This is a genomic window from Hymenobacter crusticola (assembly GCF_002154225.1).
Classification (GTDB): Bacteria; Bacteroidota; Bacteroidia; order Cytophagales; family Hymenobacteraceae; genus Hymenobacter; species Hymenobacter crusticola.
The window spans coordinates 1-13375 of the sequence record NZ_MTSE01000048.1; the positions used below are offsets into that span (position 1 = coordinate 1).

At 54.1% G+C, this 13375-nt stretch carries 19 protein-coding genes; 12 read left to right on the top strand and 7 right to left on the bottom strand.

Annotated elements, in window-relative coordinates; translation table 11 throughout:
• Nucleotides 1–3: 3 nt before the first annotated feature.
• The 7 genes from lepB to BXP70_RS27685 form a co-directional block, all read right to left on the bottom strand.
• Nucleotides 4–1173: a signal peptidase I gene (lepB, locus tag BXP70_RS27655; RefSeq protein WP_086597366.1), complete on the bottom strand. Its 1170-nt coding sequence runs from the start codon at nucleotides 1171–1173 to the stop codon at nucleotides 4–6.
• Nucleotides 1174–1338: 165 nt separating this feature from the next.
• Nucleotides 1339–2058, bottom strand: a complete 720-nt coding sequence (gene dapB / locus BXP70_RS27660; RefSeq protein ID WP_086597367.1) for a 4-hydroxy-tetrahydrodipicolinate reductase — start codon at nucleotides 2056–2058, stop codon at nucleotides 1339–1341.
• On the bottom strand, nucleotides 2055–2666 hold the full coding sequence (locus tag BXP70_RS27665) for a DUF5683 domain-containing protein (protein ID WP_086597368.1): 612 nt from the start codon (nucleotides 2664–2666) through the stop codon (nucleotides 2055–2057). The genes dapB and BXP70_RS27665 overlap by 4 nt, the downstream gene beginning before the upstream one ends.
• A 118-nt stretch (nucleotides 2667–2784) precedes the next feature.
• Nucleotides 2785–3732, bottom strand: a complete 948-nt coding sequence (locus BXP70_RS27670) for a ParB/RepB/Spo0J family partition protein (RefSeq protein ID WP_086597369.1) — start codon at nucleotides 3730–3732, stop codon at nucleotides 2785–2787.
• A gap of 353 nt (nucleotides 3733–4085) precedes the next feature.
• Nucleotides 4086–4892, bottom strand: coding sequence for a ParA family protein (locus BXP70_RS27675; protein WP_086597370.1), 807 nt, complete (start codon nucleotides 4890–4892; stop codon nucleotides 4086–4088).
• Nucleotides 4893–4996: 104 nt separating this feature from the next.
• Nucleotides 4997–5677, bottom strand: coding sequence for a metal-dependent hydrolase (locus BXP70_RS27680; protein WP_086597371.1), 681 nt, complete (start codon nucleotides 5675–5677; stop codon nucleotides 4997–4999).
• Nucleotides 5678–5893: 216 nt separating this feature from the next.
• A complete protein-coding gene (locus tag BXP70_RS27685) occupies nucleotides 5894–6337 on the bottom strand; it encodes a helix-turn-helix domain-containing protein (protein ID WP_179197880.1) in 444 nt (147 codons plus the stop codon).
• A gap of 523 nt (nucleotides 6338–6860) precedes the next feature.
• Between BXP70_RS27685 and BXP70_RS27690 the strand changes: the two genes are divergently transcribed.
• From BXP70_RS27690 to BXP70_RS27750, 12 genes are all read left to right on the top strand, one after another.
• Nucleotides 6861–7121, top strand: coding sequence for a hypothetical protein (locus tag BXP70_RS27690; RefSeq protein ID WP_143436742.1), 261 nt, complete (start codon nucleotides 6861–6863; stop codon nucleotides 7119–7121).
• Between the two features lie 253 nt (nucleotides 7122–7374).
• The gene (locus BXP70_RS27700) at nucleotides 7375–7632 is read left to right on the top strand and encodes a hypothetical protein (RefSeq protein ID WP_086597375.1); all 258 of its coding nucleotides are present in this window, start codon (nucleotides 7375–7377) and stop codon (nucleotides 7630–7632) included.
• Nucleotides 7633–7636: 4 nt separating this feature from the next.
• Nucleotides 7637–7795 (top strand): hypothetical protein, encoded by a 159-nt coding sequence (locus BXP70_RS30115; protein WP_179197881.1) that lies wholly within the window; start codon nucleotides 7637–7639, stop codon nucleotides 7793–7795.
• On the top strand, nucleotides 7792–8181 hold the full coding sequence (locus BXP70_RS27705; RefSeq protein ID WP_143436743.1) for a GNAT family N-acetyltransferase: 390 nt from the start codon (nucleotides 7792–7794) through the stop codon (nucleotides 8179–8181). The genes BXP70_RS30115 and BXP70_RS27705 overlap by 4 nt, the downstream gene beginning before the upstream one ends.
• Nucleotides 8174–8413 carry a KOW domain-containing RNA-binding protein gene (locus BXP70_RS27710; RefSeq protein ID WP_086597377.1) on the top strand — a complete coding sequence of 80 codons (240 nt, stop codon included), beginning with the start codon at nucleotides 8174–8176 and terminating at the stop codon, nucleotides 8411–8413. The genes BXP70_RS27705 and BXP70_RS27710 overlap by 8 nt, the downstream gene beginning before the upstream one ends.
• A 204-nt stretch (nucleotides 8414–8617) precedes the next feature.
• Entirely contained in the window at nucleotides 8618–10015 is a 1398-nt protein-coding gene (locus BXP70_RS27715) for a hypothetical protein (protein WP_086597378.1), read from the top strand.
• Between the two features lie 27 nt (nucleotides 10016–10042).
• A complete protein-coding gene (locus tag BXP70_RS27720; RefSeq protein ID WP_143436744.1) occupies nucleotides 10043–10348 on the top strand; it encodes a hypothetical protein in 306 nt (101 codons plus the stop codon).
• Nucleotides 10349–10472: 124 nt separating this feature from the next.
• On the top strand, nucleotides 10473–10805 hold the full coding sequence (locus tag BXP70_RS27725) for a hypothetical protein (RefSeq protein WP_086597380.1): 333 nt from the start codon (nucleotides 10473–10475) through the stop codon (nucleotides 10803–10805).
• 1 nt (nucleotide 10806) lies between these two features.
• Nucleotides 10807–11208: a hypothetical protein gene (locus BXP70_RS27730; protein ID WP_086597381.1), complete on the top strand. Its 402-nt coding sequence runs from the start codon at nucleotides 10807–10809 to the stop codon at nucleotides 11206–11208.
• Nucleotides 11209–11551: 343 nt separating this feature from the next.
• A complete protein-coding gene (locus BXP70_RS27740; protein ID WP_143436745.1) occupies nucleotides 11552–11839 on the top strand; it encodes a hypothetical protein in 288 nt (95 codons plus the stop codon).
• Between the two features lie 187 nt (nucleotides 11840–12026).
• On the top strand, nucleotides 12027–12644 hold the full coding sequence (locus BXP70_RS27745) for a hypothetical protein (RefSeq protein WP_086597384.1): 618 nt from the start codon (nucleotides 12027–12029) through the stop codon (nucleotides 12642–12644).
• Between the two features lie 2 nt (nucleotides 12645–12646).
• Entirely contained in the window at nucleotides 12647–13309 is a 663-nt protein-coding gene (locus BXP70_RS27750; protein WP_086597385.1) for a hypothetical protein, read from the top strand.
• Nucleotides 13310–13375 lie beyond the last annotated feature (66 nt).

Here is a 13375-nt window from a genome sequence, read left to right on the forward strand (position 1 = left end):
TAACTAGTCAATGAGGTTGAATAGGCGACTCCACCGGATCTTATGAAGGAAGTCGGCGTAGGGGTCTACTGACAGCCAGATGAGTACGGCCTTGCCTACAATGTGATCTTCGGGCACAAAGCCCCAATAACGCGAATCGAGCGAATCATGGCGGTTGTCACCCATCATGAAGTAATAGTTCTGCTTGAACGTGTAGCTTTTGAGTGGCTGTCCATTCTGTGTGATGACTCCATTAATCACAGATACTCCCTCGTTGTGCTCGTAACGCAGGATGATTTTTTCGTAGATCGGAGAGTTCTCGGGCGTGATTTGGACCGTTTGACCTTTCTTCGGAAGTTGCAACGGACCATAGTTGTCGCGGTTCCAATTGAACTTGGCCGGAGAGCTAGGTTGGCTGTGTGGGTAGTCGGGGTTATTCGGGAACACATCGGGCTCCGCTTGGCCAGCTGGGCTCTTATCCTGCACAACGCCCTTAATAAACGACTGCTGCTTGAAATAAGCTGCCGTCGTTGGGGTGGCATCGATCATATATGCCGGGCCAAACTGCGTGTACTGTGGTTGTGGAACACCCGTAGGATTGTTGAAATCCGTGACCCCCTGATCTTTGAAAATTTTGTCCCGAATAGGCTCATTCACCTGCAGGAAATAGCGGTTTTGGCTTTGGGGTGGGCTGCTCATCGGCTTGCCGTTCACAAACACTTGGCCGTCTTTCAGTTCTAGTACGTCACCAGCTACCGCTACGCAGCGCTTGATGTAATTAGTGCGCAGGTCGGCAGGGTGCTGACTTTCAAAGGGAACGTTGAAGACAACCACGTCGCCTTTCTTCACTTCTGAGAAGCCAGGTAGGCGGTAGGAGGGCAACTGGATCGCATCGGAATAGCTCTTCAGCTCAGTGCCCCAGAGGGTTTGGTGCGTGAGTGGCACCTGGAGCGGCGTCTGAGGTGTGCGAGGACCGTAGTGAAGCTTACTCACAAACAAATAATCGCCGACCAACAGGGAATGCTCCATAGAAGGCGTCGGGATAGTGTAAGCTTCAAAAGTGGCCCAGCGAATGAGCGTAGCCGCCACGACGGCAAAGAGAATAGCATCGCCCCATTCCCGAAAAAAACCTTTCGGTTTTTTGATGGGAGGCGGGGGCGTAGCAGTGCGTTGTTCCCAGGATTGTACAGCCATATCGTTATGCGTGGAAAGCAAATAAAAGAAGGCCCGGACGCACCGGGCCGTAGGTGGTAAATATCAACTTATTTACGCAAATGTCACGTAAGACCTAGCTAGCTCCGATGGTTAACCGCGCCCATGCTGGATTGCGCCAGAAGAACGCACATTATCGGTCAAAGATTATAGCCCAAGCAATTCCTTCATCCCGAATACTCCTTGACGGCCTGGCAGCCACTCGGCTGCCAGCAAAGCGCCCTGCACAAATCCCTCCCGCGAGAAGGCTTCATGCTTAAGCTCAATAGAATCGACGGCGGATGTATAGGTTACGATATGGGTACCAACTACTTGTCCTGTACGTTCCGAAAGTACTGCTAGTTCTTGCGGTGCTTGCGTAGGTTCATTGCGCCAGGTGGTTTTCGTAGGGAAGTGCTTGATGATGCCTTCCGCTGCCGTGAGGGCCGTGCCGCTTGGCTGGTCTACTTTCTGGGTGTGGTGAATTTCTTTCACTTGCACATCATAGCCACCAAATTGGTGCATTTTGGCGGCAATGTATTCGTTGAAGTGAAAGAACAGATTCACACCTACGCTGTAATTAGAAGCATAAAAAAGGGCGCCTCCCGTTTGTTGTACTAGCGCGGTAGCTTCCGGAAAGTGATGTAGCCATCCCGTTGATCCGCAGACGATAGGAATGCCTTGCCGCAGACACGTCATAACGTTGTTGAAAGCCGCATCTGGGTGCGTGAATTCAATGGCCGCGTCGACGGTGGTCGAATCGAAATCGGTGATGTTTACGCCCGGATGGGTAGGATCTACGATACCGGCAATCTGGTGGCCGCGCGCCACGGCTTGGGCTTCAATTGCCTTGCCCATTTTACCGTAGCCAATCAGCAGCAGCTTCATTTAGTTGAGCGTTTAGAATTCAAATTAAGCGTAAGAGCCACACCTGGCATCGGTAAAGAGGAAGGCATGGGTATGAGCGTCGGATGCCACTGTAAGCTGAGGTCGTCGCTGACGTCAAAGTCACTCAAGTGGGCATCGACGATAGCGTCCAACGCTGTGATGCCGTACACCACTAGGGAATAAGCGATAAAACGGTCGCGCCAGCTCCGGTAAAAGATAAGGCCGGTATTCACATTAGCCGCCGAAGTTTCGAGCTTAGACCTAGGTCCCGTATCCTTTGCGTTGGTACCTGTTGTTTGCCAGATATCCAAGCTGTTGGCGTATTCCTTGAAACGCGCTTGGTAGAAAAACTCAGCCGCTGTTACTGCGCCCACCCCACCGTACACGAGCGGAAGCTTCCAATAGCTATGATTATAGATTTGGCCTCCTCCCGGCAGAATGAGCGACAACAAGCCTGCCTTAGCTGGCTTGGTTAGGCGTAAGAAAAGCAGCCGCTCCGTCCGACGGGCCGAGTCCGCAGCAGTGTCCTTTTTGCGCTTCGCGATGGGGCGACCTTGAGCGGTGTCTGCTACACTGTTTAGCGTGTTGTTCCCTAGGGTATTCCCCATAGAGTTGCCCAAAGTACCACCGGGGAAAGTTGTTTGAGCAGTGCAAGGACGAGCCAGCAAGGCACAACACAACCCCAACGAAATACTAATACCACGAAGCACCGTTTTCATACCTAGGCTAGGCCGGCTGTAGAATGTGTAGGATACGTTGCATGTCTTCAACCGAGTCAAAGGCAATCTTAATCTCACCACGCCCTTGCGGGCCCGGTTTTACTTGCACCCGGCTGCCAAAGCGGTCGGAGAGGTGGCGCTCGGTACGCCGGAGTTCGGCTACGGGCACTTGTGGGGTAGCAGGATCTGCATCAGGGTTTTCAGCGGTAGCGGCTTTGGGCGTCAGGCCGCTACGCACGAGCTGCTCTACCCGGCGCACCGAAAGATCTTCTGCTACGATGCGGTGAAACAGTGAAAGCTGCTGCTCAGTGTCATCGACCGTGATCAAGGCGCGGGCATGCCCCATGCTGATAACCGTATCGCGCAGACCAATCTGAATGTCAGGCGGGAGCTTGAGCAGCCGGAGGTAATTCGTAACCGTCGAGCGGTTCTTGCCAACCCGGTCACCTAGCTCTTCCTGCTTCAGGTTGCACTCGCTTACTAGGCGCTGGTAGCTTAGGGCAATTTCAATCGCGTTAAGATTTTCGCGCTGAATGTTTTCGATCAAAGCCATTTCCAGCATTTGCTGGTCGTCAGCCTTGCGGATGTAGGCAGGAATCGTATCGAGGCCGGCGAGCTTAGAGGCTTGTAAGCGCCGTTCGCCACTGATGAGCTGGTAGGCGTTGGTACCCATTTGCCGCACCGTAACCGGCTGGATTATGCCCTGGAGCTTAATCGAGTCGGCTAGCTCGCGCAAGGCTTCTTGATCGAAGTGCGTGCGCGGCTGATAGGGATTCGCCTGGATGTGCTCCACGGGAATCATCCCAACCGAATTTACCGGATGCGGTACGAGGCCTACCCGTTCGCTCTTTTTCTCGTAGCTGCCTTCTATCAGGGCATTTAAACCCCGACCTAGGCCGCCAATCTTTCGCTTGGGTGCTGCGGGAGCGTTTTTCTCTTCGTTCTTCTCTGACATACCGACAATCAGCTTTCACCCAACACCGAGCGAAAGCAGGATTCAAAAATACACAAACGCCGGGGATGCAACGGAAATTTTGTTCCACGGATTTAAAAAATCGTGGAACATCAACAAATCAGCTTCGCTACTCTAGCAGTGCATAGCTAGGTCTCCAAGAAAGAGTGAATCGTTTTCGCAGCAGCACGCAGAGTGATACAACTGCTGCCCTTTGGAACCTAGGTTGCTAAGCTGTGACAGCAGGCAAAATCAACTAGTTGGTTTAGAGTTCTAGAAACGGCTAGTTGGGGCCAATAAAAAAAAGCGGCTCACAAGTTCTTGTGAGCCGTTTCTATAGGTATAGCTAGAGGGCATTACGCTGCCTCGTCGCCGGCTTCTTCGTGCTCTCCGGCTACCACGTTCTTCTCTACAATTTCGCGTGCTAGGTTCAGGTAGCTGATAGAGCCCTTGCTTTCTGCGTCGTGCAGGATAACGGGAATGCCGAAGCTAGGTGACTCACTCAGCTTCACATTGCGCGGAATGATGGTCTCGAATACGAGTTGCTGAAAGTGCAGCTTCACTTCTTCCACTACTTGGTTGGAGAGGCGCAAACGCACATCGTACATCGTGAGCAGAATGCCTTCAATTTCTAGCTCCGTGTTTAAGCGGCTCTGAATGATTTTGATGGTATTCAATAGCTTCCCTAGGCCTTCCAATGCGAAGTACTCGCATTGCACCGGGATGATAACCGAATGCGCAGCCGTGAGGGCATTCACCGTAATCAAACCTAGGCTCGGTGAGCAGTCGATAATGATGAAGTCGTATTGATCGGCTAAGGGGCGCAGGGCCTCTTTCATCTTCTCCTCCCGGTTGGGCAGGTTGATCATTTCCACCTCGGCACCTACTAGGTCAATGTGCGAAGGCATGAGGTCGAGGTGAGGGAGAATGTTCGTGTTCAGGATAATATCCTGGGCATTGATGCCATCCACCATGCACTCGTACACGCTATTCTCAATGTCCTTCGGATCGAAACCTACACCAGAAGTGGCATTGGCCTGCGGATCGGCGTCCACCAGAAGCGTACGGTACTCCAAGGCCGCCAGGCTAGCAGCCAGGTTGATGGCCGAGGTGGTTTTACCCACTCCTCCTTTTTGATTGGCTACCGCAATAATTTTTCCCATGATGGGTAAAGCTTGATTGTTAAATGGTTGACTAACTGAATTGCTAAACGGTTGAACAAGCTAGGTGCTGTAGAAGATTAACCCTTTAACAATCAATAATCAACCTACAAAGTAATCGTTTCTCCGATTTGCAGCAGCACGAGCTCTTTGCCGGCTAGCTGTGCTTTCTCCTTGGTAGCTTCCTGATCAATTTTGATAGCCGGGAAGGTATCGTAGTGCATGCCAATGATCTTGGAGGCACCCACCCAATCTGCCGCGATTAGCGCATCGTCGATGCCCATGGTATAGTTGTCGCCGATGGGTAGCAAGGCGAAGTCCAACTTGTACTGCTCGGCGATCAGCTTCATGTCATACGTCAGTGCTGTATCGCCGGCAAAGTAGAAGGTCTTGCCTTCTGCCTCTACCACGAAGCCCGCGGCAATGCCACCGTACGAACCATCGGGCAAGGAGCTAGAGTGCGCGGCGGCTACCATTTTCACGGTACCAAAAGGCAGCTTCACTTTGCCCCCGATGTTCATGGGGTAAGCTGCTTTCAAGCCCTTGTTGCCGAACCAACCCGCAATTTCAGCAATGGCTACTATTTCGGCGCCGGTGCGCTGGCCAATAGCCTCCGCGTCGGCGACATGGTCGCCGTGGCCGTGGCTGAGCAACAGGTAATCGGCCTCAATTTTAGATACGTCGATGGCCGCGGCGAGCGGGTTTGGGCTGATGAATGGATCGAAGAGAACTTTGCTGCCTTCGATTTCGAAGAGGAAGGACGAATGGCCGTAGTAGGTTACGTTCATGGGGCGCTAGTAGCTGCTGACTTGTAAACGTTCGCTTACGAAAAAGCTAAAAAAAGACGCTAAAAAGTCGGCAGGAAAGGAAAGTCTATTGCGGAAAGCTAACTGCTAACAGCTTAGTTTAGCACAAATATACATGGTACACCGGAAAGTGGTTTGCAGCAACTCAGGGTAATGTTTTACTAATCTCCTGAGAAGGGGGTAACCGAGCGAGATACCTTAGGCAGCATAAGACGCTCTCATCTGAGAGCGAAAAAACTCTGCTATGGTCTCGGCTGCGTCTGGGTTACCCTTAAGCTTTCCCAATAACGCCGCGGCGCTGGGCGACTTAATTAGGGCCATAGCCATATCGCGCCATGCGTCCCTGTCTTTTTTAAGCTCCTTCATTTCTTCGGACTCTTCGACGCTTTGCATCACTGGAGAGTCAACCACATCGGGCTTAGCGTCGGTAAACATCTGCCCCTTGCCTGTGAGCAGCCAAGTGGCACTAACCTTCGGGAAGCATATTGCAATCTTTTCTAATGTGTCAAACGATGGTTTCGTCTGACCCAGTTCGTAGCGGCTATATGTGCCCTGGTCAATGCCAATCCTAGTGGCGAAGTGTTGCCGGTTGAGCTGAGAATGCTCTCGCAGCTCTATCAAGCGCTCATTTATAGGTTTCATGATTGACATGTTAATGTGCGTATTATGTAAGCAACTTTGCATACATTTACGACGTTACATAAGGTGTGTACCACAAATGTATGTAAAGTCTCACCTATATACGCAATTACGCATGAAAAATGATGCACCAGTTTTTCACCGATTGCCCGGCGAAACCTACTCACAATCGAAGGAGAGGTTCGAGACTATACTGAAAACAGTCTCTCCGCACATGGATAAGTATTATTCCAGCGATACACTGCGCAATGTCAAGGGTTCTGATAGAACGCAAATTCGCAATGTAAAGCAGCGAGGAGTAGTGGTCTGGCCAATACTTGAGTACTGGTATAATACTTATGTGCCCAAAGAGGAAACCGCTAACGCTTAGTAGCTTGCATATTTTTTTGCAATTATGTATGCATAAATACAATTACTTTCTTGTGATCTATGTAAGATTGCATAGATTTGGAGCATAACAACAAAAAACCCGGCAGGGTCTGAAGCTGCCGGGCAATTCAATTTACTACTTACACAGCGTAAAACTATGGAATTACATTATGCTTCCCACACATTGGAGGCGAATACGCCGGCAGCATTGCCGACGATGCGCGACTTAGCTGAGCTAGTACGCGACCATCTTCCTGGCCCACTGGTGCAACTAGTGCCCCTCCCTGAGCTAGAGCGCCGTTGTGAGGAAATCAACCTCACCATGCCCCGCTTCCGTGAAGAAACCCCGCTCGTGCTTCGCTACGAGCGTACGCGCCGGCAAAAGCTTACAAACCCGCAGCCTTCTCTAGCTAGCTAGTTCCTAGGCTATGACTGCGCACCGCTGGCAATTCACCCTTGCTGATTCCACGATTCACCTCTTCACTGCCGGCAATGCGCTGTGCGGGCAGGTGCGTCCTCAGCACGCCAGCCAGCTGCTGCCCGTCCCCTACCTACTTCCCCTCGAGCGTTGCGCCCGGTGCCAGCGCTATGCTCCACGCCTCGGCCCGCCCGCGCGGGCCGATGCCTAGGGCGCGCCTTTTCATTCAGTTCACCATCAACTTCTCAGACCGATGAAAATCCACCCCCTAACCGATTGCCAAGTGCTCGCACTGACCACACCTGAAATTAAAGAGTTGCTGACCAAATGTGCCAATCGGATCATCGAGATCCGCACGCAGCTCGATACGGTGAAAGATACAGACTACGCCGGCCCCAGCGATGAGAAGCTGTCGGCCGAACTCCGCACGATTGCGAGCCTGCGCAGACTGCTCTGGAGCGAGCTACAGGAGAAGGAAGGGAAGGAAAACATCTACAATCAAGCTGCCTAGCACGATGCAAAAGCCGACGATTAACCTGTATACCTCGAAGCCAGCGGATGGCGGCTTCAAGGCCCTAGCTGAGTTCCTGGCTCAGCAACAACCCGTTAACCTGCGCAGCCTGGATGAGCTGCCGACCCCGCGTCCGCGCGAGAAAGGAGGGCAGCCGTCGTGAGTGTTATTCTAATGAAGGAGGTCGTGGTGGTGGACCTCATCACCACTGTAAAGTTTTTCTTGCTGGATGTGGATAAGCCCCAGGACGACCGGATGTTGGCTTCCTGCCAAGTCACGGATTGGGAGCAGCTAGGTGGTTGGGTTCAGCTGGTGCACGTCAACCCGAACTGTCGGCGCCAAGGCTACGGCCGTTTATTGCTGCAGGAGATGCTGGCTTATGCCAGGGAAGCCGATAAAACGGGCCTAGGCTTAGCTGTACGCAAGCACAACAAGGCTGCCTACCAACTCTACAAATCGCTGGGTTTCGTCGGCTGCTATGTACACGGGCAGGATATCATCATGACGATCCACCTAGGTCACCAGGAAGGGGGGCAGGGCAGTGGCTGAAGAACCCTTCCTGGTCCGGGACATCATTGAGGTGCTCACCGGCCGCTACAAGGGCCGGCAAGGATTGGTCGAGCACGTGCCCACCGGCACCGCCGTCTTCTACACCGTGAGCTTGTGGGCCCGCAAGTCGAGTGGCCGCAAAGGTCAGGCTGACTACTTACCCAGCGCGCCCCAAGCAAAGCCAGAGCTCACCTTCGCGCAGATGAAGCTGGTGCAGCGAGGCGCTTACTAAACAGTGAATTATCAAATACTTCCTGCCTGAATAGGAAGCTACCGCAAACTCGTGGAAAGGGGCGTGGTAGTCGCTGGCTTCGGTGCTAGCCAGGAAGCGGAGGTGCGGCAACGTCACCATTACCGGCGCTCAGTGGCTGCTAGGGAATACCCGCTCTAGCAGGCTGCTACGCCAAATTTCTACGCTCTATTACTACCGTTCCGAATGGTTACTATTGACTTACTACCCCTGGGTACAAGCCTGCTGCGCTTGCACCGGAAGATCGACGCCGATTGGCACCAGACGCCGCGCATCAGTGTGACGCGCACCATTACCAAAGGAGACCGGGCGAAAGATGGGCCTATCACCGAAACCATTATCCGCCGCGGCAAGCGCGCGATCGTCGACGGTGCTAAGGCGACGGCTATTGTACTGCTGAAGAAGTATTGGAAGCGAGTAGAGCGCCTAGTGTACTCACCAATGCTGTTCGATACGATGGTAACCGATACAGGCATCCTGATGCCAAGTATCCTAGTCGACGCACGCATGCTCATGCAAGAGCGCAGCCTTACCGAGCGCACCATGCGCAACCATTTGGCGCAGCTGATGAAGATCGGTTTCATCGTGCGTAAGAAATGGCACGGACGCAAACGACAGTTCGAATTGTGGATAAACCCGGAGCTTATCCTCAAAGAGCAAGCAGCGGCCGTGGAAACCCCGCAACCCGCTGATTCTCAATTTTCGACAATCAGTACGGTATTATCCACAAACGGTATAAAATTTCCGGCTATTGAGCTTCCTGAACTTCAAGAAGCTCTGAAAAACAAAATCGGGCAATGTGGAGAAATACCCCGCGAACCTTCCTCAGAAAGACCCTCTCAGGAAGCGGAGGACAGCAACCAGGCCGGGAGCGGCCAGCGGACGGCGAAAAATGAAGCTGGGGCGGGCGGCGCGGCGAAACCGGGTGTAACTACCCCGGAGCCGGAGGATGCCACTACGGCCGCGAGAAGGGCCAACTGGGAGGCGTACGTCGTACCAACCTACCTCTTTGCCAAGGCCAGGCTCTGGCCAGAACACAACTTCAATCCGCATCAGGAGCTGCTAGCCAAACGCGCCATCTGGCGTGGGGTCTACCTGAATTTTGACGATCCCACTTTTGATTACGACGCCTATTTCAAGGATGTGCTGCGGCGTATCGAGCTGGTGGAGAGGTTCATTATGAAACACGTCGGCAGCGCCAAGCCTCGGTACATCCCGATGCCCTGGGCCGAAATGGTCAAAGGCATGGGCTATTTCGACTGGGAAAACGAGCAAGGTTTCAAAGGCACCATGGCCTGGTTGCAGAGTGACCGGCAACTGGAACACCTAGCTAGGGTTAATCGCGAGGTGAAGAAAGCCCTGAACGAGTTGAAGCTGCGCCGCAAGATTGACCGCGGTGAGAAAACGACCCGCAAGCCAGTCAAGCATATCGAAGGCACCAGCTTCGGCCAGCTCTACCGCTTCCACGAGCAGCGCCTCGAGCAATTAGGTGGAACACGTGCCCTGAACAAGTACCAGCCTCAGGTGATGGAACTCCTCAAAAATCTTACTCAACCCCAGCGGCGTCAGCTACTGGGTACTTAAATAATTCACTTACAGCCCCTTTCCACAATGTCAACTTCAATTTCAGCTTGTCCACAATCCTCACCCGCAGCTGCTCTACGTGATACGGCTCTGACCAAGGCCCGCGTGTACTGGAGCAAGCCTGTACCTGGCACCAAAGGTTTCTCAGATTTCTACAGCTTCGACCGTAGCGGCCGGTATGAGGTGGCGGATCCACGTGATTATGGTATCCGAGGTCTCAAAAAGCTGGTCGATGGAATGACGGACCGAGTAGCGCGCGCTATCATTTACGACAACCAGGCTTACCTGCATCCGGAAATTTGCCGCAAGGAGCGTGGATCCTGGAATAAGTAATTCGCAACTGCAGAACCTGCTGTAGTAGAGTAGTAACCAGAGCCGTAAGCTAGGGAAACGGCCGAGTTTGTGGCTCGATTTTGTAGGAGATTCTAGACAAAACCTGCTATAAATTACCTGCTCTATGCCCGACAATTATCCGCCCGTGGCACGCTTTCACGTGGGCCAGCCCATCGTCTGCGTCAACACCAAGTGGCCCGCCTTGGTGGCCGCCCAAAAGTTGAACGTGCCGCGGCTCGGCGCCATCTATCACGTGCGCGCCGTGCAGCCGCAGCCGTGGGGCTTCAGCCTACTGCTACTAGAAATTCATAACCCGGTCATGATGCTAACCAGCGGCCGCGTGGTGGAGCCTAGCTTCGACGAGGACCGCTTCCTGCCGGTGCAGGAACACGCGGAATCCACCGTGAACCGCCTAGTAGAAGATTGTTTTGCCAGTTCCCCAACCGTCAACATGTAGCATGAAGCTGCCTCACCTCGATCAATTTGTAGAACTACAGCGTGGTGAGGCCGCTACCCTAGCCGGCTCCATTGCGGATGCCCTAAATGAGGCCCTGTGCACCCCCTTGGGCGTTGATGACTTTCCGGGGGATGTGCCGGCCGTACCCGTGCGGCCTCTGATGGCGCTGGCCATCACGCCGCTGAAGCGCCTCTTCGACCGGCTGGAGCGCCGGCAGCTGCAGGAACTCACTAAACCGCTGAAGCGCGGCGCCCGGCCTCCCAAGCCGTGGCGCCTGCGCCTAAGCTACGATGAGCTGGTGGCCATCCGCACCTGCGTTACCCCGGACTGCCTGCTGGCCACCGTGGTGCTCGGGAAGGTGCACCAAAAATCCCTCAACCTCGAACCTTATATTTTGCTATGATCCGCCACGCTAAACTATTCGAAACAGCCGGCCATCAGTTGCTTATCCAAGTGGCCGCAATGGAATGTGCTTGTACTAATCCCTCATGCCCAGGCCTGACCTTAGGTGTTTCTATCTCGGTGATGGGCCAGTTTCCGCGCGGGCTGGGATTGCTGCGGGCGCAATGTGGCTTGATGCTACCACCGGATCGCTTGTGCCAGCTAGTCGACGGCTTAGGCCAGGATCATGCGCGCCACTTATTGGAGGTAGTACAAGCGACTGCCTACAAGGTCAACTCCGACGAGGACGCACGTATAGCTATCGAGGCTATGTTTCTACAGTTGCACGCCACAGTCCCGATGTGATGGCTTACCCGCGACCACCAGCCGCAATCGGGCAACGGCGCTCGATGCGGCAAACGCCCATCGACACCAGTGGCCCGCTGCTACTGGAGCACTTGAGCGAGGAGGAAGGATGGGCCGTGCTCACGGAGGCCGGCAAGCAGATCAACCCGTTCATCCGGACGGCCCCGGCGCTGGCGCTTTACCTAGCCCGGAACAAGTACGCTGAGCGCGTTACAAACCTAGATACGCTGCCACCCCTGCTACAAGGCATTGCAGTCGGTACGCATAAGTCGCTGTTACATCAGTAAATAGCTAGATAGCATTCAAGGGAAACTGGAAGCAGATTTGCTGTAGTAGAGTAGCGAACACTTCTGTATTATTCCTAGACTTCATGCGATACCTCTACCCAACCCGCCTCCCGCAAGGGATGGCGGGCAGCCGTCCTTTAGCCCGCACCTTCCAAGTACTAGGTTTGACTTATTCGAAGGGTATACTATGCTAAAGACGCTGGATTTTCCGGTTAAGCCCCACGTGGCCAAGTATCTGTTGACACACCTGGGCGTGAATCCCTACGTGCTGAGCAACAGCGACCGTTTCGGCAAAATGCTCTTTCACCTGCTGCGCCGGCAGCTGAAGGGTCGCCTGTTTCACGCCACCAGTCGCGAGGAGTGCACGGCCGTGCTGCAGCTGGATATGTGCAACTTTCCCGTGCACCAGTACGGCTTGACGGAGCTCACCAACTACACGGTCTATCAGTTCAACGACTTTGTCGACGAGCTCCTGAAGGAGGAGCTCTATATCTGGATCCGCAAGTTCGTCAACCGCACCACCACCCGGCGCGACGTCATCGTCGACTTCATGGCTGCCTACGATTTGCGGGAGGAGGATATCCAATACGAAACCCTGCGCAAGGCCGTGCAGCGCAACGTAAAGTTGAAAAACTACAAAAAAAAAGGGGCAAAAACGGTAGGTAAAATGTCCCAAAAAAATGACGGTTTGTCCCGTAAAAGCGGCGAAGTGTCCCGTGATTTTGACGGTTTGTCCCGCCACGCGCAGGTAATCGCTATGCGTCAATCACTTACAAAAGAGTCGATGGCTCAACTCGCCTTCTAAAAATGCCGGATCCATACAATCCCTTTCACCTGCGGAATCTCTACAACGCCGACCAGGGCGCCGACAACATCGGGGGCCTGGCCGCGGTGTGGTATACGCCTATCGAGAACTTTCGCTCGTGGCCCAGTGTCGGTCCGCTGGTTGTCACGGCGCTCGACCTAGTGGAGGGTGCTGTGTGGTACCAACTGGTGAGCACGCGCGGCTCGCTGAGCTACGACGGTGCGCCTAAAAGCATTAGTCGGCAAGGCGACGTGATGAATCACAAAATCAAAGGTGCCCTTCCCCGGCATGCGGCCGCCTTGGCGGTTGGCCTGGAGCCCATGGCCGGTCAACGCTACGTTGCACTATACCGCGACTTAAATGGCGAGGTGCAGCTCATTGGCACGCCTGATCAGCCGCTGGAGTGGAGTGCCAGCTACACGGCCGGCAGTGAAACCAAGCGTAACGGCTACGACTGGACGCTGGCCGGTGACACGCTGCGCCCGGCCCGGCCGTACCTAGGTTCCTGGCTCGTGTCGGAAAAGGGGCTAGAACTCGGCCTCTACGTGGGCCCTGGCGGCTCCGTGGAGCTGCGCACCGCGGGCGGACGGGTGCTGGAAGTGGTGCCCGCCGGCAAAAGCATCGTGTTGCGCTCCGGCTTCAAGCTGGGCTACCAGATCGTGTAAGCGGCTAGCGTCCTTTCTAGGCCGTTTTCAGGGCGGGAGCTTTGGGGCATGACGCCTGATGAGTTC